Origin of the sequence: Methylovorus sp. MM2, assembly GCF_001648895.1 — a bacterium.
Taxonomy (GTDB): Bacteria; Pseudomonadota; Gammaproteobacteria; order Burkholderiales; family Methylophilaceae; genus MM1.
This window is the reverse complement of sequence record NZ_LXUF01000001.1, coordinates 581,106-605,967: the sequence shown is the minus strand read 5'-3', so window position 1 is coordinate 605,967 and position 24,862 is coordinate 581,106. Positions and strand designations below refer to the sequence as shown.

At 46.8% G+C, this 24,862-nt stretch carries 26 protein-coding genes; 15 read left to right on the top strand and 11 right to left on the bottom strand.

All coding sequences use genetic code 11. The features are described from left to right. The 4 genes from A7981_RS02790 to A7981_RS02775 all read left to right on the top strand — a co-directional run bounded on the left by A7981_RS02790 (position 1) and on the right by A7981_RS02775 (position 2,763). The gene (locus A7981_RS02790) at positions 1-981 is read left to right on the top strand and encodes a PhoH family protein (RefSeq protein WP_067263712.1); all 981 of its coding nucleotides are present in this window, start codon (positions 1-3) and stop codon (positions 979-981) included. Positions 982-992: 11 nt separating this feature from the next. Continuing rightward, positions 993-1,463, top strand: a complete 471-nt coding sequence (gene ybeY, locus A7981_RS02785) for an rRNA maturation RNase YbeY (RefSeq protein WP_067263710.1) — start codon at positions 993-995, stop codon at positions 1,461-1,463. Continuing rightward, positions 1,456-2,316, top strand: a complete 861-nt coding sequence (locus tag A7981_RS02780) for an HlyC/CorC family transporter (RefSeq protein WP_067263707.1) — start codon at positions 1,456-1,458, stop codon at positions 2,314-2,316. The genes ybeY and A7981_RS02780 overlap by 8 nt, the downstream gene beginning before the upstream one ends. An 81-nt stretch (positions 2,317-2,397) precedes the next feature. Next, positions 2,398-2,763 (top strand): hypothetical protein, encoded by a 366-nt coding sequence (locus tag A7981_RS02775; RefSeq protein WP_067263704.1) that lies wholly within the window; start codon positions 2,398-2,400, stop codon positions 2,761-2,763. A gap of 132 nt (positions 2,764-2,895) precedes the next feature. Here A7981_RS02775 and mscL read toward each other — a convergent pair whose 3' ends face one another. After that, complete coding sequence (gene mscL / locus A7981_RS02770) at positions 2,896-3,309, bottom strand: large conductance mechanosensitive channel protein MscL (protein ID WP_067263702.1); 414 nt, start codon at positions 3,307-3,309, stop codon at positions 2,896-2,898. Positions 3,310-3,483: 174 nt separating this feature from the next. Between mscL and lnt the strand changes: the two genes are divergently transcribed. From lnt to A7981_RS02740, 6 genes are all read left to right on the top strand, one after another. Next, positions 3,484-4,956: an apolipoprotein N-acyltransferase gene (gene lnt, locus A7981_RS02765; RefSeq protein ID WP_254258481.1), complete on the top strand. Its 1,473-nt coding sequence runs from the start codon at positions 3,484-3,486 to the stop codon at positions 4,954-4,956. A gap of 146 nt (positions 4,957-5,102) precedes the next feature. Next, positions 5,103-6,035 carry a glycine--tRNA ligase subunit alpha gene (gene glyQ / locus A7981_RS02760; protein ID WP_067263699.1) on the top strand — a complete coding sequence of 311 codons (933 nt, stop codon included), beginning with the start codon at positions 5,103-5,105 and terminating at the stop codon, positions 6,033-6,035. Next, the gene (glyS, locus tag A7981_RS02755) at positions 6,032-8,125 is read left to right on the top strand and encodes a glycine--tRNA ligase subunit beta (protein ID WP_067263696.1); all 2,094 of its coding nucleotides are present in this window, start codon (positions 6,032-6,034) and stop codon (positions 8,123-8,125) included. The genes glyQ and glyS overlap by 4 nt, the downstream gene beginning before the upstream one ends. Before the next feature lie 4 nt (positions 8,126-8,129). Continuing rightward, positions 8,130-8,675 carry a D-glycero-beta-D-manno-heptose 1,7-bisphosphate 7-phosphatase gene (gene gmhB, locus A7981_RS02750; RefSeq protein WP_067263692.1) on the top strand — a complete coding sequence of 182 codons (546 nt, stop codon included), beginning with the start codon at positions 8,130-8,132 and terminating at the stop codon, positions 8,673-8,675. A gap of 1 nt (position 8,676) precedes the next feature. Next, positions 8,677-9,387, top strand: coding sequence for a 1-acyl-sn-glycerol-3-phosphate acyltransferase (locus A7981_RS02745; RefSeq protein WP_067263689.1), 711 nt, complete (start codon positions 8,677-8,679; stop codon positions 9,385-9,387). 1 nt (position 9,388) lies between these two features. After that, positions 9,389-10,099 carry a M48 family metallopeptidase gene (locus A7981_RS02740; RefSeq protein WP_067263686.1) on the top strand — a complete coding sequence of 237 codons (711 nt, stop codon included), beginning with the start codon at positions 9,389-9,391 and terminating at the stop codon, positions 10,097-10,099. Between the two features lie 9 nt (positions 10,100-10,108). On the opposite strand, the gene A7981_RS02735 is transcribed toward A7981_RS02740, so the two are convergent. From A7981_RS02735 to A7981_RS02695, 9 genes are all read right to left on the bottom strand, one after another. Further along, on the bottom strand, positions 10,109-12,520 hold the full coding sequence (locus A7981_RS02735; protein WP_067263682.1) for a heavy metal translocating P-type ATPase: 2,412 nt from the start codon (positions 12,518-12,520) through the stop codon (positions 10,109-10,111). 19 nt (positions 12,521-12,539) lie between these two features. After that, the gene (locus tag A7981_RS02730; RefSeq protein ID WP_254258480.1) at positions 12,540-13,328 is read right to left on the bottom strand and encodes a FixH family protein; all 789 of its coding nucleotides are present in this window, start codon (positions 13,326-13,328) and stop codon (positions 12,540-12,542) included. Positions 13,329-13,346: 18 nt separating this feature from the next. After that, complete coding sequence (gene ccoG, locus A7981_RS02725; RefSeq protein ID WP_067263676.1) at positions 13,347-14,774, bottom strand: cytochrome c oxidase accessory protein CcoG; 1,428 nt, start codon at positions 14,772-14,774, stop codon at positions 13,347-13,349. Positions 14,775-14,864: 90 nt separating this feature from the next. After that, entirely contained in the window at positions 14,865-15,803 is a 939-nt protein-coding gene (gene ccoP / locus A7981_RS02720; protein WP_174545131.1) for a cytochrome-c oxidase, cbb3-type subunit III, read from the bottom strand. After that, on the bottom strand, positions 15,800-15,988 hold the full coding sequence (locus tag A7981_RS02715; RefSeq protein ID WP_067263673.1) for a cbb3-type cytochrome c oxidase subunit 3: 189 nt from the start codon (positions 15,986-15,988) through the stop codon (positions 15,800-15,802). Before A7981_RS02715 ends, ccoP begins: the two co-directional genes overlap by 4 nt. Positions 15,989-16,009: 21 nt before the next feature. Continuing rightward, entirely contained in the window at positions 16,010-16,750 is a 741-nt protein-coding gene (gene ccoO / locus A7981_RS02710) for a cytochrome-c oxidase, cbb3-type subunit II (RefSeq protein ID WP_067263669.1), read from the bottom strand. Positions 16,751-16,778: 28 nt separating this feature from the next. Continuing rightward, positions 16,779-18,218, bottom strand: a complete 1,440-nt coding sequence (ccoN, locus tag A7981_RS02705) for a cytochrome-c oxidase, cbb3-type subunit I (RefSeq protein ID WP_067263665.1) — start codon at positions 18,216-18,218, stop codon at positions 16,779-16,781. 81 nt (positions 18,219-18,299) lie between these two features. Further along, complete coding sequence (locus A7981_RS02700) at positions 18,300-18,875, bottom strand: SCO family protein (protein WP_254258479.1); 576 nt, start codon at positions 18,873-18,875, stop codon at positions 18,300-18,302. Between the two features lie 109 nt (positions 18,876-18,984). Further along, the gene (locus A7981_RS02695; RefSeq protein ID WP_067263662.1) at positions 18,985-19,653 is read right to left on the bottom strand and encodes an OmpW family protein; all 669 of its coding nucleotides are present in this window, start codon (positions 19,651-19,653) and stop codon (positions 18,985-18,987) included. Positions 19,654-19,906: 253 nt separating this feature from the next. On the opposite strand from A7981_RS02695, the gene A7981_RS02690 reads away from it, so the two are divergent. From A7981_RS02690 to A7981_RS02680, 3 genes are all read left to right on the top strand, one after another. Then, positions 19,907-20,821, top strand: a complete 915-nt coding sequence (locus A7981_RS02690) for a branched-chain amino acid transaminase (RefSeq protein WP_067266398.1) — start codon at positions 19,907-19,909, stop codon at positions 20,819-20,821. 12 nt (positions 20,822-20,833) lie between these two features. Further along, positions 20,834-21,025, top strand: a complete 192-nt coding sequence (locus tag A7981_RS02685) for a zinc-finger domain-containing protein (protein ID WP_067263659.1) — start codon at positions 20,834-20,836, stop codon at positions 21,023-21,025. Between the two features lie 282 nt (positions 21,026-21,307). Next, entirely contained in the window at positions 21,308-22,798 is a 1,491-nt protein-coding gene (locus tag A7981_RS02680) for an ankyrin repeat domain-containing protein (RefSeq protein ID WP_067263657.1), read from the top strand. Positions 22,799-22,928: 130 nt separating this feature from the next. Here the strand turns inward: A7981_RS02680 and murI are convergent, their stop codons facing one another. After that, a complete protein-coding gene (gene murI / locus A7981_RS02675; protein WP_067263653.1) occupies positions 22,929-23,735 on the bottom strand; it encodes a glutamate racemase in 807 nt (268 codons plus the stop codon). A gap of 96 nt (positions 23,736-23,831) precedes the next feature. Between murI and A7981_RS02670 the strand changes: the two genes are divergently transcribed. Then, positions 23,832-24,377, top strand: a complete 546-nt coding sequence (locus A7981_RS02670) for a cob(I)yrinic acid a,c-diamide adenosyltransferase (protein ID WP_067263652.1) — start codon at positions 23,832-23,834, stop codon at positions 24,375-24,377. A 233-nt stretch (positions 24,378-24,610) separates the two neighbouring features. Next, positions 24,611-24,832 carry a YezD family protein gene (locus A7981_RS02665; protein WP_067266396.1) on the top strand — a complete coding sequence of 74 codons (222 nt, stop codon included), beginning with the start codon at positions 24,611-24,613 and terminating at the stop codon, positions 24,830-24,832. Positions 24,833-24,862: the final 30 nt, after the last annotated feature.

The following is a 24,862-nucleotide window of genomic DNA, read 5'->3' as shown; positions in this document are numbered from 1 at the left end:
ATGGAAATCACCTTACAGCCTGAAGATAACGTCCGTTTAGCGAACCTGTGCGGCACGTTGGATGAGAACCTCAAACAGATCGAAGACGCGCTTGATGTCGGTATTGCAAGGCGAGGCGCGCATTTCCGTTTTTCTGGCGAAAAGCAGAACATGCAGCTCGCTGCGCAACTGATTGAGAACTTCTATGCGCGCTCAAAAAAACCAATAGGCTTAGAAGATATTCAACTGGGGCTAGTCGAGATTGATCGCTTGAGCCCAGAATCTGTTGCGACATCATCAATGCCTGTATTGATGACACGCCGTCAAGATCTACATGGCCGTACACCAAGGCAAGTCAGCTATCTGCAACAGATACAAGACTTTGATATCACATTCGGTATTGGCCCGGCTGGCACAGGAAAAACCTACTTGGCTGTGGCCAGTGCTGTAGATGCATTGACGCGTGATCGCGTGAAAAGAATCGTTTTAGTACGCCCGGCTGTAGAAGCTGGCGAGCGGCTCGGCTTCTTACCGGGTGATCTCTCGCAGAAAGTCGACCCTTACCTGCGCCCGCTTTATGACGCGTTGTATGATTTGGCTGGCTATGACTCGGTCAACAAGATGTTCGAACGTGGTGCGATAGAAGTAGCGCCACTCGCCTATATGCGAGGACGTACATTGAACCAAAGCTTCATCATTTTGGATGAAGCTCAGAACACAACACCCGAACAGATGAAGATGTTCCTCACGCGTATCGGCTTCGGCACTAAAGCAGTGATTACGGGTGACGTCACACAGATCGACCTCGGTCGCGGCCAGAAAAGTGGCTTGATTGAAGCGCAAAAAATATTGAAAGAAGTACGCGGTCTGGCTTTCACCCACTTTATCTCTGAGGATGTCGTACGGCATCCACTTGTGCAAAAGATCATCAATGCCTACGAAAAATATGATGGTGAGAAGGATGCGAATGAAACATCATCGCACGCCTCAAAAAATATCTAGCGCGGACGACCATGCCTAAGTTATCAATGGATGTGCAGATCGCATCTAATTTTCAACCGTTACCGAGTGCGACCCAATTTCGCAAATGGGCGAGAACGGCGTTACGTATCGATACCGAGATTGCATTACGCATCGTGGATGAAGAAGAAGGCCGCACACTGAATCGTGATTATCGCGGAAAAGATTACGCGACCAACGTGCTGACTTTCCCGCTGACTGAAGAACCCTATTTAATGGGCGATATCATTATATGTGCACCTGTCGTTGCCAGTGAGGCTGCCGCACAACACAAATCACTGGATGCACATTTTGCACATTTGACAGTACATGGCGTACTGCATTTACATGGTTATGACCACGAGACGGAACCTCAAGCTGAACTGATGGAATCGTTGGAAACTGAAATTGTCACGAGACTGGGATATCCTGACCCGTACCTGACAGAAAAAATGGAATGGACTGAGAACAAGCATCATGGCTGAAGCCGACAAGAAAAATATATCCGAGAAGCGACATTGGCTTGAACGCCTGAGTCACTTTTTACTACGCGAGCCAGAAGACCGCGAACAACTCATCGAGCTTTTACATTCCGCATACGAGAACAACCTGCTTGATGCAGATGGTCTGGCAATGATCGAAGGCGTATTGCAAGTGTCTGAGATGCAAGTACGCGATATCATGATCCCGCGCTCGCAAATGGATGTGATCGACATCAGCACACCACCTGAGAAATTCATTCCTTTCGTCATTGAAACCGCTCACTCACGCTTTCCGGTGATCGATGAAGACAAGAACCATATCATCGGCATACTGCTGGCAAAAGACATGCTGCGCTACTATGCCAGCGATGACTTTAATGCGCGCGAGATGCTGCGCCCTGCCTTATTCATTCCCGAATCAAAACGTCTCAATGTGTTGCTGAAAGAATTCCGCAGTAACCGCAACCATATCGCTATCGTAGTGGATGAATACGGTGGCGTCGCTGGCATGGTCACAATCGAAGATGTACTCGAGCAGATCGTCGGTGATATTGAAGATGAATACGATCTGGATGAGACAGAGGACAATATCATCCGCGATAGCCATGGGCGTTATCGCGTCAAAGCACTCACTGAGATCGCCGATTTTAATGAGGCGCTGGATACCGAATTTAGCGATGAAGAGTTCGACACCATCGGCGGCTTGATCGTCAACAAATTTGGCCACTTGCCCAAACGGGGTGATGAGATCAGCTTTGATGGCTTCAATTTCACAGTAGTGCGCGCTGATAGTAGGCGCTTACATTCCGTACTGGTCGAGCCTGCACCTGAAGTTACCGAAGATATTGAAACGTAAAGCATTTACGGAACTATCCGCCATTACTAAGGGTCAAAATTCAGGTAATATTTCTATTACCTGTTTGTAGGAGTGCCAGCCATGAAGATCATGCTTTTGGCCTTGCCTTTGTTTGTCGCGATTACGGCCAGCGCGAATGAACCAATAAGTGGTAATGGAGAAATCCCCACTACTGAGAACGAATTCATCTCCCAGATCAACAATGTTGCAAAAGAAAAGATTGTTGAGCAGTTTGGTGAGCCAAGTAAGAAAAATGATTTCAAATCAGAGTCAGGCGAAGTGTTTGCCTCTGTCTGGCAATATCACTACATCAATACCAATCTGGAAGGTGCGTATTACCAGACCACGGAACTTGATTTCGTTAATGACAAGGTCGTGATGGTGGTATTCATGAATCACGATGGCGATGCGCCTGAAAGTAAGACGCCAAATGAAACCCACGACTAAAGTTAAGTCAGAAAAGTAAACCAGAAATTATTCCGGGTCTATAAAGCTTGAAGAGGCATGCATGAAAAACCTTTTATAAAAGCCAAGGGCGGATTATCCGCCCTTGGCTTTTCTCATTCCGGCTATTCTGCCCTACTTCTTTAGCGAGTCACGAATCTCGCGCAACAATAATACATCTTCAGTCACCGCAGCAGGTGGCGGTGGTTCAGTCCTTAACCGATTGATTGTGCGTATAAGCATGAATACCGCAAAAGCAACGATCATAAAACTGACGACAGCATTCACAAATAAACCGTAATTCAACGTCACTGCACCAGCGGCTTTCGCTGCCGCAACTGACGTGTAAGGAGCCGCTACTGCACCCTCTTTCAGCACAAAGAACAGATTACTAAAATCGACATTACCTAATACCAAGCCGATAGGCGGCATGATGACATCGTCTACCAACGATTTAACGATAGACCCGAATGCAGCGCCGATGATGATACCAACGGCCATATCGACCACATTGCCTCGCATCGCAAACGCTTTAAATTCTTTTAGCATGCTGTTTAACACCTCCTGTTGATCGAATCTTCTAATTGCGAGCTTTTTAAGCTTAATGCACGCAATGCATTTACAACCAGCTATTACATGCATCAAGCCAACCGTAATCGTTATAATGCAAAAAGATTCAGTATTCGTCCAGCTACGTTCCACATTTATTTTACGGGGATTTTATTGCGTACCTCATTATTAAAGCCCTGTTTGCCGCTATTGCTCATGGTGATGGCCGGCGCCATATCCATTCTTGGATACGCCCCCTTTTATCTTTACCCATTACCGATCATCAGCTTAACCACACTCTTTTACTACATTCAGAAAAGTGATTCCGCTACCAAAGCCGCATGGTTAGGCTTTAGTTTTGGCTTAGGATTCTTCTGTGCAGGTGTTTCCTGGATCTACATCAGCCTGCATGATTTTGGTGGCATGCCATTCGCTATGGCAGCATTCGCTACTTTTGCATTTTGCGCATTCCTCTCGTTGTTTACTGCGGCAGTAGGTTTTATTAGCAAGAAGCTACCTCACCCTGCGATTGCTTTGCCCATACTATGGGTAGTTGCAGAATGGATACGCAGCTGGATATTCACGGGCTTTCCTTGGCTAAATGTAGGTTACTCCCAGATACCCTACAGCCCGTTAGCCGGATTCGCACCTGCACTCGGGGTCTATGGCGTATCACTCCTAACGGCATTGGTCGCTAGCCTCATATTGCTTTTTTTAGATACCCAGACTCGTAAAAAAACCGCTATTGCACTCACGACTCTTTTCATCTCAGGTATCTCACTTCAATATGTCACGTGGTCTAAACCTGAGGGAGACAAATTCTCTGTCGCATTATTGCAAGGTAATATCGCGCAAGATATGAAGTGGGATGCAGCAGAAGTACAACGGACACTAGATAAATACTATGCTTTGGTGACCGCTTCAAACGCCAGCATCATCGTGATGCCGGAAACGGCCTTTCCGATGCTAGTCACACAACTACCGGAAGCTTATATTGCAGCCCTCAAGGCACATGCGGTAAAGAATCAGGGAGATATCATCATTGGCGCGGTTGAGTATGAAAACGAGCAGTATTACAACAGCATGCTGAGTATCGGCAGTGCCGAGACGCAGGTCTATCGCAAATCCCATTTAGTACCATTCGGCGAGTTTATTCCATTAAAAAGTGTTTTCGGCTGGATCTATCGAGACTGGCTCAATATCCCGCTTACCGACCTTGCGCGCGGTGATATCCACCAGCAACCGATTCAGATATCCGGCAAGAAAGCCGCATTAAATATTTGCTATGAGGATGTATTCGGCGAAGAGATCATTCGCCAGTTACCACAAGCGGGCATACTCATTAATGCAAGTAACGATGCATGGTATGGTGAATCATTAGCTTCGTACCAGCATTTGCAAATGTCGCAGATGCGCGCACTCGAAACCGGGCGCATGATGCTCCGTGCCACCAATACAGGTGCCACAGCAGTAATTGGCGTCGATGGCAAAGTGATCTCGCAGCTACCGCATTTTGAAACTGGTGTACTGGAAGAAAGCGTACAAAGCTATAGCGGCACCACACCTTATGTACGATTTGGCAATTGGCCTGTTTTATTGATCATGTTAAGTACACTTGGCCTTTTATGGGTACGCAAAAAGAAGTAGAATTACAGGCTGTTTTGCGCCGATTTCCGTTTATAAATCAATAAAAAACGCGACTTACGGCTCAAGGCAGAAAAAAGCAGCCAAATAAATAAAAATATACGCTGCTGCCTTTGATGATTTTAGAGATGTGATTTAGAAATGGGATCATGCTGACCTTTCAACAGATTATTCTGACACTACAACAATACTGGGATAAACAAGGCTGCGCCTTGCTACAACCTTACGACATGGAAGTCGGCGCTGGCACTTCGCACACAGCGACTTTCTTGCGCGCTATCGGCCCTGAACCATGGAAAGCGGCGTATGTGCAGCCTAGCCGCCGCCCTAAAGATGGCCGTTATGGCGAGAACCCGAATCGTTTACAGCACTACTATCAATTTCAAGTTGTGCTTAAACCAGCACCAGCGAATATCCTAGAGCTGTATTTGGGATCACTCGAAGCACTAGGTTTCGACCTGAAACAGAACGATATCCGCTTTGTAGAAGATGACTGGGAAAACCCAACCCTAGGCGCATGGGGATTAGGTTGGGAAGTCTGGCTCAACGGCATGGAAGTCACGCAATTCACTTACTTTCAGCAAGTTGGCGGCATCGATTGCAAACCGATCACTGGCGAGATCACCTATGGTTTGGAACGTCTCGCGATGTATCTGCAAGGCGTGGATAACGTCTACGACCTCACCTATTCATCGCATGAAAATAACGTGGTGAAATACGGCGATGTTTTCCTGCAAAATGAAAAAGAACAATCGGCCTACAACTTCGAGCACAGCGATGTTGAATTTCTATTAGGTGCTTTTGGCAGTCATGAAAAAGAAGCGCTATACCTGATGGAACAGAAACTGGCGTTGCCCGCTTATGAACAAGTATTAAAAGCGGCTCACACCTTCAACCTGCTAGATGCACGCGGCGCTATTTCGGTCACCGAACGTGCCGCCTACATTGGCCGCATCCGCAATATGGCACGTTCAGTAGCTGCCAGCTATCTAGAAAGCCGTGCACGCTTGGGTTTCCCAATGGCACCCAAAGCTTGGGCTGATGAAGTACTGGCACAGATTGAAAAGAAGGCAGCAGCATGAGCACCAAGAATCTATTAGTCGAATTATTCGTAGAAGAGCTACCGCCTAAAGCCTTAAAAAAACTGGGTGAGGCTTTTTCTTTTGTACTGTTTGAAGCACTTAAATCCCAAGGCCTGACGACTGATGACTCACAAGTCACAGCCTATGCGTCACCACGCCGCTTGGCTGCACATATTACGCAAGTGCCAGCGCAGGCTGCTGACAAAGCTCTATCGCAAAAACTAATGCCAGTGACAGTAGGTTTTGATGCCGCTGGCAACCCGAGCCCTGCCCTGCTGAAAAGACTTGCGGCATTAGGCGCTGATGAATCTGCTATTCCCAAGCTCAAACGTGAAAGTGATGGCAAGGCTGAATCATTGTTTCTCGATATTGTGCAAACTGGCGCGCAACTAGCTGAAGGCCTGCAAAGAGCCTTGGATGAAACATTGGCGAAACTGCCTATCCCTAAGGTCATGACCTATCAACTGGCCGATGGCTGGAGCAATGTCAATTTCGTGCGCCCAGCACATGGATTGGTAGCGCTACATGGGAGTGATGTGGTCGCAATCAATATACTAGGTTTACAGGCTAGCAATACGACTCACGGTCACCGCTTTGAAGCTAAAGTAGACACCATAATATTGAAAGATGCCGACAGCTATAGCGAGCAACTCAAGATCGAAGGCGCAGTTATCGCCAGTTTTGATGAGCGACGCGACGAAATCGTGCGCCAACTGAATGCAGCGGCAGCAAAAGAGAATCTCAAACCGATTGATGATGATGCTCTGCTGGACGAAGTAGCAGCTCTAGTTGAGCGCCCAAATATATTGCTAGGGCAGTTTGAAACCGAATATCTGGAAGTACCGCAGGAATGCCTGATTCTGACCATGAAGGCCAATCAGAAATATTTTCCGCTGCTAGATGCCAACAATAAGCTCACCAACAAATTCCTGATCGTTTCCAATATCAGTCCGGCAGACCCAAGTGCAGTGATTGGCGGCAACGAACGAGTCGTGCGCCCCCGCTTGGCGGATGCAAAATTTTTCTTCGACCAAGATCGTAAGAAGACGTTGGAATCTCGCGTTGCGAGTTTAGATAAAGTTGTTTATCACAACAAGCTTGGTTCTCAAGGCGAACGTAATCAACGCGTCCGTGCGATTGCGAAATCGATTGGTCAGCAACTTGGCGGCAATCACTTAGCCGCCAAAGCAGATCAGGCAGCGCAATTATCGAAGGCTGATCTACTTACGGATATGGTGGGTGAATTCCCTGAGTTACAGGGCATTATGGGCGGCTATTATGCACGTCACGATGGCTTAGATCATGAGGTTGCAGATGCTATTGAAGACCACTACAAGCCCCGCTTCTCAGGTGATGACCTGCCACGTAATCAAGTGGGTATTGTAGTCGCGCTCGCAGACAAACTGGAAACACTGATTGGCTTGTTCAGCATTGGCGAACGCCCGACAGGGGATAAAGACCCATTTGCTTTACGTAGGCATGCACTGGGTATCATTCGCTTATTGATTGAGAATAAGCTGCCACTGACCTTAACTGGTCTGATTCAAGATTCAGCAGCGACAGTGTCTTTAGGTATCCCTGTAGAATTAGAAACATTCTTTTATGACCGCTTAGCTGTAAATCTACGCGAGCAAGGCTACTCAGCGCAAGAAGTCGATGCCGTGTTGTCGCTGAAACCAGAATTGTTGGCTGATATCACTAAACGCCTTGAAGCAGTCCGCGCATTTGCAACATTGCCAGAAGCTGAAAGCCTAGCCGCGGCCAATAAACGCGTTGGTAATATCCTGAAGAAATCTGAAACAGCTGTGACTGCACAGATTGATGCCAGTTTATTACAAGAGGCGGCCGAGAAATCCCTAGCGGCTGCACTCAGCAATGTACAACCGCTAGCTGATAAAGCTTTTGAATCAGGTGATTATACAGGTTCATTACAAGCACTCGCAGCACTTAAGACGCCTGTCGATGATTTCTTTGATCATGTGATGGTCAATGCTGAAGATCCAAAGTTAAAAGCGAATAGACTTGGGCTGCTAGCAACGTTATACCAAGCGATGAACCGCATAGCTGATCTTTCGAAATTGGCATCTTAAGCGCATGAAACTCGTCATCTTAGATCGTGATGGTGTCATCAACTATGATTCGGCACAATTCATCAAAACACCAGATGAATGGAAACCAATACCCGGTAGCCTAGAGGCGATCGCTTTATTGAATCAGCATGGTTTTCGTGTTGCCTTGGCAACGAATCAATCAGGCATAGGGCGTGGCCTGTTCGATATGGCGGCACTGAATAGCATTCACGATAAGATGTATCGTGCGTTAGCGCAGGTTGGTGGCCGTATCGATGCGTTGTTCTATTGCCCACATGCCGCAGATGCCAACTGCGAGTGCCGCAAACCAAAGTCCGGCATGATCGATGAGATCGCCCGCCGCTTTGGTGCTGATATTAATCATGTGCCTAGCGTAGGTGACTCGTTACGTGATCTGCAAGCGAGTGTCACGCGAGGCGCGCAACCTATATTGGTACTCACTGGCAAAGGTGAGACGACACTTGCCAATGGCGGTCTTCCAGAAAACACATGGATTTGTGCCGACCTAGCTGAAGCGGCACAACGCATCATTACCGAGACGCATTTGTAACATGCTTTGGCTACGTTCTTTACTGTTTGCGATCGGCCAATGGATTGTCACGCCGATCTACGCGATGATAGCGATTCTTACATTTCCACTCCCGCCGATATTACGTTATCGCATCATCACGGGTTGGGCACGCTCCATGTTATGGTGGCTTCGCGTCACTTGCGGTATTCATTATCGCGTCATCGGCAAAGAACACATCCCGACCACACCAGCCATCATCCTTGCCAAACATCAATCGGCATGGGAAACCCTGGCGCTACAAGAGATATTCCCCCCCCAAGTCTGGGTACTCAAACGTGAATTGCTATGGGTACCTTTTTTCGGTTGGGGTTTAGCGATGACATCGCCTATCGCCATCAATCGCGCAGCGGGGCGTGAAGCTCTAAAGCAACTCGTATCGCAAGGTAAAGATCGCTTGAAAAAAGGGTTCTGCGTCGTGATTTTCCCCGAAGGTACACGCACCGCCCCCGGTGAAAAGGCCAAATACCATATTGGTGGCGCATGGTTGGCTAGCCATACAAAAACATCGGTGACGCCTGTGGCACATAATGCGGGCGAGTTCTGGGCGAAGAACTCATTCATCAAAAAACCCGGCATAATTACTATCAGTATCGGCACGCCCATAGATACATCAGCCTTAAAACCGGATGCCCTCAATACTATCGTTGAACAATGGATAGAGCAGGAAATGACGCGCCTGCCACAATATTAAAATGCAGGCATTGGCTTTACTTGATGGCTCCCAAATATCTTATACGCTAAAGCGCAGTGCGAAACGCCGGAGTATAGGACTAAGGATTAGCAATGAAGGGCTGATCGTATCAGCACCAATGCGTATCAGCCTGCGTGAACTGAATGCCCTGCTTCAATCCAAAATATCGTGGATACAACAAAAACTTGATCAACAGCAAGCGAATGCCGCGCCTGAACTGCAATGGTCAAGCGGGCAAAAACTGCTGCTACTTGGCAACGAGATAGCGCTCTATTTGGCTGCTGATACGAAGAATCGGGCAGTGGAGTTTGATGGCGGCAAACTGGATGTACGCTCCCGCACACCTGACGATAAAAATCTGGTCAAGCGCAAAGTCATCCAATGGTATAAGCAACAGGCACTGGTGGACTTTACCCGCCGTACTGCATTACTTGCACAAAGACTAGGGGTAGACATGCCGCCAGTGAGCCTATCCAGTGCTAAAAGCCGTTGGGGAAGTTGCAATTCACGCGGTGAGATACGACTTAACTGGCGCCTAATCCAAGCACACCCATCAATCATTCATTATGTCGTTGCGCATGAGCTGGCTCACCTGAAAGAGATGAACCATAGCCCGAGATTCTGGGCTATCGTGAAAACACTGTGCCCAGATTACAAAAAGATCACTGACGACCTAAAAGCAGTATCGGCAAGCCTGCACGCGATTGATTAATGCGCTAAATCAACGCAAACGCAATGCGTTCAACACCACGATCAACGAGCTGACTGACATACCAATGGCTGCCATCCATGGAGATAGCCAACCCAAAGCAGCAAAAGGTAAGGCGATGAGATTATAGGCAAGCGCCCAGATAAAATTCTGCCTGATCACGCTGATGCCAAAAACACTGGTCGTGACAGCGTGTTCAATCTCAACCAACTTTTCAGTCAACAACACGATATCACCAGAAGCACGCGCCATCTGTGTACCGCTACCCATCGCAATCGAAACCTGAGCACCGGCGAGCACAGGCGCATCGTTGATACCGTCCCCTACCATCGCGACCACAGCACCGCGGCTTTGTAATTCTTGCAAGGTGCTCAATTTCTGCGCTGGCGAAAGTGCCGCCTGCCAATGCGCGATATTTAACGATTTGGCAAAGTGTGCGACTGCCGCTGGTGCATCCCCACTCAAGATAGAGACTTCAAAACCTTTCGCCTTTAATGCAACTATCAATTCCGCAGCATCTGGTCGTGGGCTATCAGCCAGCACGAATGCCGCCAGCAACGTTTCTGCATCACTTAACCAGACAATACTTGCACCGGGTTGACCATCGGCCAAACGCACATCAGCATGCTTACCAATATCACCATGCAAGGCTGCATTACCAATACGATATGTTTTACCATTGATTACGCCGCTGACACCTTGGCTTGGTGTATTCAGGCTTTCTGCCACGATATGTAACGGCTGATGCTGCATCGCATCTATAAAACTCTTGGCGATTGGATGTTCAGATGACTGCTCAAGGCTTGCCGCGATCTTTAGGCATTCATCAACCGCAAGATCCACCAAGGGAATAACCTGCAAAAGCACGGGACGGCCAACAGTCAGCGTGCCTGTCTTATCGAACACAAAGTGTGTCACCTTAGACAAGGTTTCAAGCGCATGCCCTCGCGTAAGCAATACACCACGTTCGATCAAATGTGAGCCTGCGGCTGCAAACGCAGCGGGCGCAGCAAGGGAAAGGGCACAGGGACAGCTCACCACGAGCACCGTCAACACGATTTCCAGCACACGCTGCGGCTCTATCAGCCACCAAGTAGTCGCTACGATGGCGACAACCACCAGCAAAGCATAAGTAAAATATGCAGCCACGAGATCAGCCGTTTGTGCCAATTTGGGCTTCTCGGCCTGTGCACGATCAAGCAGGCGTGATATTCCCGCCAGCATGGTATTTTCACCCACACCCGTCACACGAATAAGCAGCGGACTCTCATAATTGATACTGCCGGTATAGACATGACTACCCGCAATTTTACGTAATGGCTTGCTCTCCCCTGTAAGCAAGGATTCATCAGCACTACTTTCGCCTTCCATCACGATTCCATCAGCCGCAATGGTCTCGCCGGGGCGCGCCAAGATCAAATCGCCTTCATGTAACTCCACCAAAGGAATAAGCGTTTGTTGCTCGCCATCTACGCGTGTTGCCATTGCTGGCGCTAAGCGGAGCAAGTTCTCTGCTGCCTCGATAGATTTCTCGCGTGCATTACGCTCAAGATATCGCGTTGTCAGCAAGAAAAAGATCAACATCGTCAACGTGTCGTAATACACGACACCACCGTGCAATGTCGCCCAGATACTGCCTATAAACCCCGTGACTAGCCCCAGTACGATAGGCACATCCATACCAATTTTATGATTCACGATACCGCGCCATGCAGCCTTATAAAATGGCCACGCAGCATATGTCATGGCAGGCAGGCTCAACACGAGGCTTAGCCCTCTTAAAAGTTGTCCTGTGGCATATTCCAAACCCTGATCAGCACCAGCATAAAGCGCGACTGCGATCATCATCACCTGCCCGGCAGATAGTCCGGCAACCGCCAGCCGACGAAAATCCGATTTACGCTGTGCTTGCCGCAATAAATCCTGTTGTTGGGCACTAAATGGGTGGGCGTGATACCCCAGCTTGCGTATCTCGGCAAGTATTCGACTAAGTTTGATGTCACGATCATCCCAGCTGATACGGGCGCGTTGCGATGCATAGTTAAACGCCACGTTACGCACACCTTTGAGCTGCTTTAAATGCCGCTCATTCAGCCATATACACGCAGCACAGGTAATACCTTCAAGGATCAATGAAGCTTCCTTGATGTCGTGATTCGTTTCCAGCACAAAACTCTTTTGTACTTCAGGATGGTCATACAAGTCTAACTGGCGCAATTCCTCTGGCACCAGCTCATCGGCAGTCTTCGGTAGCTCAGTCCGGTAGGTGTAGTAATCCTGCAGGCCATTTGCCACAATAGATTCGGCCACGGCTTGGCAGCCATGACAACACATTGCACGAGGGATATTAAATACAGTGGTAGAAAAACTTGCGCCCGGCGTAAGTGGCAAACCGCAGTGATAGCAAGCGATGTCTGCATTCATACGGGGTTAACCCAGCATACTAGTCATTACCATCGACATAGAGTGACTGCTTCTTAAGGAAATCATCTTCACCATGCTGGATATATAGCTCAGTGATCCATCGACCTTCATCTGGCAGTAAAAGCTCAGCAGTGTAAACACCATCTCCGGTTTCTTTAAAACTCAGCTTTCTATCGTCCGCGCTATTCGCCATGCGCCATAACGCCAGCGTGATATCAGCTCCATGAATAGGCTGGTTATTTGCATCACGTAATGTCACTTTAACGGTCTGCCCCACTTTACTCTTAATCACGCCAAACCCATCCACGCTAACCTGCCAGCCGAGATTACGCTGCTGCTCAATCTGTTGCAGATGCGGCTCATACAGCTTGTTACGATCATGGGGGATCAATCCCGGAAAAGTCGTATGCACAGTCTGATTATCAGGGTTAGGCAGGAAAATCCCGGCGATACTATCAGGCAAACCACGCATAGCGATGGAAAGCAGCGAGGCATTCAACATGACTAAACCAATAAAGAACCCAACGATCAACTTAGGTCCCCAATGCATGCGCTGCTTTTTCTGCTGCATACCGCCGAATACCATCAATAAGCCGGCAGTCGCCAGATAAACGGCAAAGTGGATCGCCAGCACATCACCGCCCGGCCAATATCGAGTGCTATAGAAGATATAAGCGATAAAAGGGATGGCACCGCTCAAAATGCCTGCCCAGAAGTTGGATAGCCCCAAACGGCGGCTAGTGAAAAACAAAAAGGCGGCTAAAAGTAGTCCGCCAAACAAGGTCTCTGTCATTGCTATCTGAGGCAAAATTGAATCTCTTATCGATTACTGCGGGCTATTAAAGTTGGTCTCTATTTCAAGAGGGGCTTCATCTCGAGAAGAAGGTTTAATGATGAATTTAAATTTCTTCGTTTTAGCTGCAAGCTCGCGGCTCAGACTGACTTTGGCATTCACACGTAAATCCTTGCCAGCACTCACTTTCAGGTGTGGGATATTCCCCATATCCAGCGCCTCATCTGGAATACCTTTTACTCCGACTTGGTATGTTTCATCGAGTTCAGTTTTATTCACCAAATGTATCTGGTAGCGGTTCCTGATGCTGCCATCAGACAATTTAATGAACAAAGGTTGCCGCACCTGCTGGATCGCCACCTCAGTATCCAACCGCGTTCCGATATGGTACGCAAGTGTGCCCGTCATCAACAACACAGACAAAGCATAACCGATCACTTTGGGCCGCATCCACTGAATGCTTGGTTTAGTTGGTGTTGGACTCTTCAGGTTAATTTCCGAGTCATACCTAATCAAGCCACGTGGATAACCAACAGAGTCCATGATGTTATTGCAGGCGTCGATACACAATCCACAAGAGATACATTGATATTGCAGCCCGTTACGTATATCAATGCCCGTTGGGCAAACCTGTACGCAGAACCCGCAATCGATACAATCACCATGTCCTTGTTCAATACGTTCCTCGCGGATGCGCAAGCCTGGCTTAGGCACAATCCGACCTTTAGTGCCCTCGCCTCGACGTGCATCGTAACTGACTGCCAATGTATCCGCTTCATACATCACACTTTGAAAACGCGCATACGGACAGGCCAAGGTACAAATATTTTCACGTAATATCCCAGCAGCAGCATAGGTCGTGATCGTCAACACAATCACCGTGATATAAGTCGCCTCTACCGCGTGCCCTGAAATAAGGTTTCCCAATAGATTCGGGGCATAGGTGAAATATGCGGCAAAACTAATGGCTGTCCAGAAAGAAACCAACACCATGAGGAAATGAGATGAGCCAACTTTGAGGATCTTCTCGCTATTCCAAGGCTGCTTTTGCAATTTAAGCCGCGCTGGGCGCTCTCCTTGGATCGCCTGCTCAATACGAATGAAAAGATCAGTCCATACCGTCTGAAAGCAGAAAAATCCACACCACGCTCGCCCAACTAGGCCAGTAGTGAAGAACAGCAAGGCAGCCAGAATGAACAACACCATGGCAAGCCAAAAGATGTCTTGCGGATAGACAATCAGGTTGAAGATGAAAAACCGGCGAGTAACAAGATCGAATAAAACCGCTTGTGAAGGCGCACCAGCTCGCTCCCAAGGTATCCAGGGCAAGATGAAGTAGAACGAATAACCAAACAGCATCACTGCTGTCTTTAAATTACGAAATTTTCCCTTAACCGATCGCGTGACGATGGGAATAGATTTGATAAACAACGGGGACTGCTTTACTGCACCTGCTTCCATAGCGTCCTGTTCAGTGCGCCTGACCAAAAATATGGCATCGTAGACAATAAAGGCTCACAAAAAGTGAGCCTTTATTTACCATCGGTGACACTACTTACCGCCACCCAAGCTGTCATGTACATAGACAGTCAACAACTTGATTTGTTCAGGTTGGAGTCTATGCTCCCATGGCTGCATGACACCATGGTTCAGGCCACCAGTGATGACCTTTTCTACCGCACTTAACTTAAGCTCGGGTTTCTTCTCATCTGCGACATTCACCCATAACCAGATCTTGTCAGTCAGGTTAGCAGATCCTAATTCGATACGACCATTACCCTCAGCACCATGACAATAGAAACAGGCCGCTGTTTCGCTATGGAATAAGGTATCGCCCACCTTAGCGGCTTCAGCATCATGTGGCTCATCAGATAAGCTCAATACATAATTCGCTAATTGCTTGATCTGCGCTTCGGTCAGTACTTCCTTGAACGGTGGCATATATCCTCTGCGACCACCCGCTATGGTCGTATGAATAAGCTCATACGTACCACCATACTGCCAATAGTCATCGGTCAGGTTAGGTGCGAACCCTATTTTCCCTTGCCCGCCTGCCTGATGGCATGGCGCGCAGTTATCTGAGAATAAAGTCTTGCCTGCGGAGTTCACGAATTGCATGAGATCAGCATCTGCTGATACATCCTCATAAGACATCGCAGCCACTTTATCAAACCAGACTTTTTGCTCAGCACCTCGCTCATTCATGTCCTGCATGAATTTCGAGCGCATATTCCAGTGTGTCGTCTTCTGAACCTGCTTGCCATCGACTGTTGTTGCGGTGTAAGTCACGTCATTCCAACCGGGCACGCCTTTTGTGAAACTGCCACCGATAGGCCATGCGGGGAAAAACAGCCAATAGAGGATTGTAAATATGAAAGTGACATAAAAGCCCCATATCCACCAAGTGGGTAGTGGATTATTCAGCTCTTGTAAATCATCATCCCAGGTATGTCCTGTCGTAGTGGGCACTACCTTTTCTTGCTGAATCATGACTTTTTATTCCCTAACTCAATCACATCATCGTCCAGAGGAATATTCTTGTATGCCTCTAGCGTTTGGCTACGATGTTTATTGCCATATAAATAAACGAGTACGACACAGAACATGGTGAAGAAAATCACCAATGACAGTGGCTTGGTATTCTCAAATTTGGTGAACCACAACAAAAATTCCATCAGTTAACCCCCGCTATTCGCTTAACGGAATTTGACGAAATAATCGTCGTCATATTTCTTGAAATCGACCATGGTTCCCAGCACTTGCAAGTATGCAACCAGTGCATCCATCTCACTGATATTGTCTGGATTAGTGTCGTAGTTACCTAAATGTGCCTGAGCAACAAGGTTCTTTTCAGCATCAGGAATATGCAATGTTTTCGCAACATCTTCACCAAAATCTTTTACGTTACGCTCATACTCCGCCTGACTGTTTGAATAGGGCACACCCGTGGTGCGTAGGGCTTTCATGCGCGCAACGATGTCAGAATAATCCAGATTATTTTTAGACAACCAAGGGTAGTTAGGCATCACAGATTCAGGCACCAAAGAACGCGGTGCCTCTAAATGCTGAGTGTGCCAGTCGTTTGAATATTTACCGCCAACGCGTGCAAGATCAGGCCCAGTTCGCTTTGAACCCCATTGAAATGGATGGTCATATTTAGATTCAGCAGCGAGTGAGTAATGTCCATAGCGCAGTGCTTCATCACGGAAAGGACGAATCATCTGCGAGTGGCAAAGGTAGCAACCTTCACGCTGATAGATATCGCGACCACGAAGCTCTAATGGGCTGTAAGGTCTGACACCATCGACCTTTTCTATCGTCTCCTTGATAAAGAAAAGCGGAACGATTTCCACTAATCCCCCCGCGCTAATGGCTAACATCGTCAGCACAAGCAGCCATCCAAGGTTACGTTCAATATTATCGTGCTTAAAACTCATCTCTCAGTACTCCAATAACCTTAAGTGCTTATGCTTTAGCGCCGACAAAGGCTTGATGTTCAGTATTGCCATTACGTATCGTTTTGAATACGTTGTAGCACATGATCAGCATGCCGCTTAGGAAGAACACACCACCCAGCGCACGCATCACATAGAACGGATGCGCAGCGGCAACAGATTCAACGAAAGAGTATTGTAAGTTGCCGAAGTTATCGAACGCGCGCCACATCAAACCTTGCATGATGCCTGAAATCCACATCGCCACGATGTATAGCAGAATACCAACCGTCGCCAACCAGAAATGCACATTGATAAGCTTCTGGCTATGCATCGGGGTGTTCCACAAGCGTGGAATCATGTGATACATACTGCCGAAAGTAATCATCGCCACCCAGCCCAATGCGCCAGAGTGTACGTGACCGATCGTCCAGTCAGTGTAATGCGATAGTGCATTCACATCTTTCAGCGACATCATTGGGCCTTCGAATGTGGACATACCATAGAATGAAAGTGCCACAATCAAGAAGCGCATGATCGGGTCAGTGCGCAGCTTATCCCACGCACCTGAAAGCGTCAGGATACCGTTGATCATACCGCCCCATGATGGCAGCAATAGCATGATAGAAAACGTTGCAGCCAGTGTAGATGTCCAGTCCGGAATAGCTGTCCAGTGCAAGTGATGCGCACCAGCCCACATATACAGGAAGATAATCGCCCAGAAGTGCAATACAGAAAGCCTGTATGAATACACAGGACGGCCAGCCTGTTTAGGCACGAAGTAATACATCATCCCCAGAAAAGCCGCTGTCAGGAAGAAACCAACAGAATTATGACCGTACCACCATTGCGTCATCGCATCTTGTGCACCGGCAAACAGGCTATATGACTTCAATGAGAACAAGCCGATAGGCACTGCCAGATTATTGAAAGTATGTAAAAGTGCGGTGGCTAGAATAAACGCCAGATAGAACCAGTTAGCGACATAGATATGTGGCTGGTTACGTTTCATCAATGTGCCGACGAAGATAATCAGATAAGTGACCCAAACCACTTCGATCAATAGATCGATAGGCCATTCCATTTCAGCATATTCACGGCCTTGGCTATAACCAAAAACGTTACCGAGAATCGCAAGGACAATGATCGCCTGCCAACCCCAGAAAGTGAAATTCACCATCTTCTCGCCAAAAAGGCGTGCCTGACAGGTACGCTGGACGATGTAGTACGAGGTCGCGAATAAAGCGCTACCACCAAAACCAAAGATCACAGTACCCGTATGCGCAGGACGCAAACGACCAAAAGTGATGTAGGGAATATCAAAGTTGAGAATAGGAAAAGCAAGCTCTGAAGCGATGTAAACACCGATGAACATGCCAACCGCACCCCACACCAATGTCATGATGCTGAACTTGCGAATAATATCGTAGTTATATTGCTCGCCAGAAATGACGGCGTTCGACGTTGCCATTACTACGTCTCCTAATCCAAAAAACACTAACCAAAAAAGGGATTATATTCTGTATCTATATTTCACGACAACCTAAAACACTCAAAGCAATTGCTTTAAATCCTGAGTAATATGGTCAGGTTTCTCGCCATACTTAATAAAAAGTCTTATCTTTCCGGTCGGGTCTATCACATATGACCCCGCACTGTGGTCAACTGAATACGCCCCACCATCTGGCCGCTGCTGTTTTGCATAGAACGCTTTAAAGTTCTTAGCGACCTCTACCGTTTGCTCCGGCGTACCATATAAACCCAAAAAACTGGGGCTAAATGCTGGCACATATTGCGACAAAACCAACTGCGTATCGCGCTCTGGATCAACCGTCACGAAGATAATCTGCACCTTTTCAGCCAGCGGACCTAAAGCCTTCACCGCATGCGATAGATCAGATAATGTCGTCGGGCATACATCTGGGCAAAACGTATAGCCAAAAGTGAGCACAACCACTTTACCTGCAAAATCTGCTGCTGTTCGCTTAACGCCATGATGGTCAGTCAAACTGTATTCGTTCTTAAGCCCGGCATCAGAGATATCGCTACTATATAAATTCAGTGCGGTTTTATCCGAACCACAAGCCAACAATAGGCTACATAAAAAGCCAAGCAATAAGATGCGCAAGATCGTCTCGATAATCAATGAATCCAGCGCATCCTATCACGAAGCACACCCCGATTAAGCGCTAACGACACTTAGTGTTGCTAGTACGCAACGCAACTTAACAGTGTGGTTAGAACTTTTTACCAAAACCAATACCGATTACCCAGGGATCAATATCAAGATGATCGATCTTGGTACCATTCGCCAGCTTCACATCTGTATCGATCCAGATCTTTTTTACATCAGCATTAATTAGCCAGCCGCCATCCAGGTTAATGTCAAAACCTGCCTGAAATGCCAAGCCCCACCTATTACGATCGACATTGATATTTCCAAGGTTATTGCCAGAAGCACCTGACTTTAAGTTGCTATCCATAAACCGCGTGTAATTAAAGCCAGCACCCAAATAAGGATCAAAAGTCTGGTCTGGACGGAAATGCCATTGTGCAGTCAGCGTAGGTGGCAACAGATTCACTGATCCAAGGTTTTCATCAACGACGCCATTCGCGCCATTCACTTTAACGTCATGGCGTGTACCGACTGCCAATACCAACTCAAGCGCTATGTTCTTGGTTAGGTAATAAGAAATATCGAATTCAGGAATGGTATTGCCATCAACCTCAAGCTTGGAACCAGCGCCCGCCCCTAATAAAGAATTGGTATATGAACCAAGTTTGCTGTGCTCATCCGGATTAACATTGACGGCGCGCGCTCTTACCACCCAATCACCTGCCTCGGCAAAAGCAGTCATGGGTAACAATAAACTCATCAATAAAACCGCTAGTCGTTTCTGTTGCATTTTATCTTCTCCTAATATTAACCACTTTCAAAATAATGTTTTTAATTCTACGCCTATAAACCATAATTTAAAAGTGGTTAATATCCTTGTAATCTTGTCAATTATTTGAAGAATGCTTTTTCGCACAATTGTTTTTCCATAATTCATACGATTTCAGCAGCTTCTACTCCGATTTGGCTATTCAAATACAAGGCCTTGCGTTTACAATTACGCTTTTGCCCGATGGAGATACAAGATGGCTAGTGCCGCCACAATGGCTGACCGTGATGGTGTGATTTGGTATGACGGAAAAATGGTTCCTTGGCGGGACGCGACAACGCACGTCTTGACTCACACACTGCATTACGGAATGGGCGTTTTTGAAGGGGTTCGCGCATACAAGACAGATAAAGGCACAGCGATCTTCCGCTTACAGGAACATACTGACCGCCTTTTTAGATCGGCGCACATCCTTGGCATGAAGATGCCATTTGATAAGGCAACGGTCTCAGAAGCGCAAAAAGCAGCTGTCCGCGAAAACAATCTGGAATCTGCATACATACGCCCAATGGCGTTCTATGGGGCAGAAGCGATGGGCATCTCGGCTAAAACCTTATCCACGCATCTGATCGTTGGCGCTTGGAAATGGGGTGCTTATATGGGCGAAGAAGCCTTAGAAGCAGGCATTCGCGTCAAGACATCCTCATTCTCACGCCACCATGTGAATATCACGATGTGTAAGGCCAAAGCCAATGGCAATTACATGAACTCGATTCTTGCACACCAAGAAGCCGCTGCTGATGGCTATGACGAAGCACTACTATTGGATGTCGACGGTTTTGTTGCAGAAGGCTCTGGCGAAAACGTCTTCATCGTTCGCAATGGCAAGCTTTACACGCCGGACCTGACGAGTGCGCTCGAAGGCATTACCCGCGACACCATCGTTCAATTAGCGGCTGAGATCGGCCTGAATATCATCGAAAAGCGTATCACGCGCGATGAAGTATATTCTGCTGATGAGGCATTTTTTACTGGTACAGCAGCTGAAGTCACCCCAATCCGTGAGCTGGATAATCGTGCGATTGGTATAGGCAAACGCGGCCCTGTCACTGAAAAATTGCAGAAGATGTATTTTGATGCAGTCACAGGAAAATCAGCTAAACATGCACACTGGTTGACTTTAGTTTAAGGAAGATAAGCGATGGCTAACGAATCACGCGAGATCGAAGTATCGGCCAAAGACCTGCCACTACACTGTCCGACAGATGCGGTGTCACTTTGGTGTTCACATCCACGCGTGTTTCTCGATTTAACGGCCAGCGGCGAAGCAAGTTGCCCATACTGCGGTACAAAGTACAAGCTAAAAGCGGGCGAAGTGATTGGTCACCATTGATATAGCATGAAAGTCATTTAAGCTTAGAACTTACATTAAAAAAGCGGAGCAAATGCTCCGCTTTTTTAATGTCATAAAATTGCTAGCTCCTCGTAAACTGCAAACAGCTATTTGATCGTTTATTAACTTAGTATACTGCAGGTATATATTAAAAAGTTTCGGTGTAGGATAGCTCTTAAATCAAGTCATCGGTACACCGATGTAAATATTTATGGTGCACAAGATAAAGGTGTCAAGTCACACCTATCTCACAAAAAATAAACGCCATCAGGGAAGAAAGCGATGACAAAAGAAACACATAAATTTACAAAACATGATGCTCTGAAAGCACTTGGAACTCTTCTCATCTTAGCAATCGGATATAAATTCGGAATACCTGCTTTTACCATATATAGCGCAAAGCATGACCTAGAGAAAATAGGTGTTCCATTCTCCGAACAAAAATTTGTAGAGAGTGCATGTAATGGTGATCAAGGGACAGTCCAATTATTCGTTCAGGCAGACATGAACATCAATGTATTGGCGGCTCCTGGTAAAAATGATGGCATGCCTAAGAGCGCGTTGCATTGCGCTGCCAGTCAAGGACGGACAACCATGGCAAAATCTCTTATTGAGCAAGGCGCCAATATTAATATCCAGGATGAAGAAGGTAATACACCATTATGGTATGTAGCAAAATCTGGGGGTATATCTAAAGATGGCGTTAATCATTCTATAGAAATGGCGACTTTACTGATTAAGCACAAAGCTGATGTTAATTTACAGGGTGATAAAGGCGGGCCGTTTCTTACTGCCATCGCCTCGAATCAAACAGAGCTTGCCGATTATTTAATAGAAAAAGGCGCAGATGTTAAGTCTCGCAATAAGGAAGGTTACACTGCCCTTATGGCAATAGCCCAAAACTATTACGGCTCTAACAAAACCGACCGGATCGAACGAGCAAGAGGACTTGTAAAGGCAGGAGTCGATGTAAATGCTCAAACAAAGACTGGCTATACCGCCCTCACAATTGCATGCTCGACCCGTCAGTACCCGATGATTGAAGCGCTCCTTGATCTTGGCGCTGATCCCAATATCTCAAATAGCAGTGGCCAGACTGTCATTATTAGCTCCCTATACGATCCAGAAACATTCAATCTTTTGATTAAACATGGTGCTAACCTAAACGTAAAAGTTAATGGTTCGACTCTGCTACATCAAGCTATTATTAGTAACAATTCATCAATATTGAGCTTGTTGCTTGCTTCAGGAAAAATAGATGTGAATGCCAAGAATGATAATGGTGATACGGCATTGTTCTTAACAACGTTGCGTGGTAACGGTGGAGTAATGCAACAACTTCTAGTTAACGGCGCTAACCCAAATATTACCAATACTCAATTACAAACACCTCTAACCAGATCGGTAATAAACAACGCGATCGACCTCACCCGTATATTAATTGAGTGGAATTCAAATATAAATGCAAAAGATATTAATGGACATACCGCATTATTCTATGCCAAGCAACGCTACGAAAACATCAGTAATAGTCAGTCATACGCAAATAAACCGATTATTTACGACGGAAAGGTTTTTACACCTGAACAGGCACCCATGCCAGAACGTCCAATGCCCGCAACCGCCCCATCATCGGGAAGGGATGGAGAGACATGGCGAAGATTGTCACCCCCTAACTACCGTACACTTCCTCCTTTGCCCGTAATGTCATCAAAAGCGCCAAGCACTGACCCCATGATAGATCTCTTGGTTAAGGCTGGAGCCCATTTGTGAGTAAGCAGCTATTGACATTTGCATGCCAATAGCTGCTTTAACGCATGACTATTTTGAACACATTGCCTCGATAACATAGTGATCTCAATTCTTTTATCAGCCACAATACTCCTGATTCGCCACACAGAATTCAAAAATTTTCCACTTGCACAGAGTGACCCCACAATTGTGAAATCACAACTTCAGCATGCGCCGAATCACTATTTGTCCAGAACGATACTTGCCCGTTCAATTCAGGCGATTGAAGCAACGCCTTATCATATAAACGTTTTTGCAGTTGTTTGGCGACCGCTGAACCTGTATCAATCAACGCGACAGACTCTCCAACAATCTTTTGGATGCTAGCACTAACAAAAGGGTAATGCGTGCAACCTAGCACGATAGTATCAGCCCCCGCTAACAGTAACGGCTCGAGGTATTGCTTTAGCAGCTGCGTAGTTGACGCTGCATCAAGCTCACCGTGCTCGATAGCCTCGACTAAGCCATAGCATGCTTGAGTCACTACTGTGACATGGTGACCATAATGCTCAAGCAATGCGGCGAATTGCGCACTTTTAAGCGTACCACTCGTCGCCAGCACGCCAATCACACCTGTTTTAGTGATGGCGACTGCAGGCTTGACTGCGGGCTCCATGCCGATGATGGGTATCTGATAATTGTTCCGCAGGGTGCTGACAGCTGCTGCCGTAGCGGTATTACAGGCCACCACTAAGGCTTTGGCATTACGCTCAATAAGGAAATCGGCCAGATAAATAGCACGCTCACAGATGAATTCCGGAGATTTATTGCCATAAGGTGCATAACTTGAATCGGCACAATAAAGCAGATCCTCATGCGGCAATATCGCATGAATATGCTTCAGTACTGAAATACCACCAACACCGGAATCGAACACCCCAATAGGTGCATCACTATTTAACTCGCCCACAACATACATCCCCTACGCATCTTAATCAGTGTAGCTGAAGTCATTATTTCTTGCCATGCACCACTCGCTGTATAGATTACAATATATGGTCTAAACGGAGGCAGAATGGGTAACAGATTAAGCAGGATCTACACACGTACAGGTGATGATGGCACAACAGGCCTTGGGGATGGCACGCGCGTCAATAAAGATAGCTTGCGCGTCGAGACCATGGGCACAGTGGATGAACTGAATGCTGTCATCGGCATGATGCTAACTGAGCATTTACCAGAAGATATTATCAACACACTAACAGGCGTGCAGCATGATCTTTTTGATATGGGTGGGGAAATTTGCATCCCTGGCTACGTAAAAGTCGAAGCATCAAGAATAGATGGCTTGGAAGAAACACTGGATAAATTGAATGAGTCACTAACGCCATTAAAGGAATTTATTCTGCCGGGTGGTACCAAGGCCGCAGCTTATTGCCATTTAGCTCGTACTGTTTGCCGGCGTGCTGAACGACAACTTATACGTATGAATCGTGAAGAACCCGTAACACCAACCTCCATCAAATACCTGAACAGGTTATCTGATCTGTTATTCGTAATAGCGAGAGTGATCAATATGCGTGCTGGCCATCCAGATGTATTATGGAAAAATAAAAGTTAGCCAGCAATTGTTGTAAAAAAGATACAGAAGCCAAGACTAAAAATCTTGGCTTTTTTCATGTCCAGCATTCGGCAAACCCTATCCCATCGCACTAGAGACGCAAAGCATCACTGCCATATTCTTTATATGTAAATTAGTTATATACATATCTATAAATATTATTTTTACTTATTTAAATGCGTTGCTACAGTGCGCAGCATTCATCTCATGAATTTTTCAAGAAAGACAATGCCATGCCAACCGAAAGCACAGTACAAGTAAGCAATGAAATCGTGGAAGAGATTCTGCGTGCGATCAGCCAGCTACGCTATGGATCAATCGAGATCACTCTTCATGAGGGACGTGTTACCCAGATTGAGAAACGTGAAAAATTACGTTTTGCTCAGGAAACAACCCGTATCAAGCCTACTGCTACTGGTATTCAACATACCGTCAGTACAGCGGCCACTATCTAAATATTACAAATCGATGAACTGACCGGACCA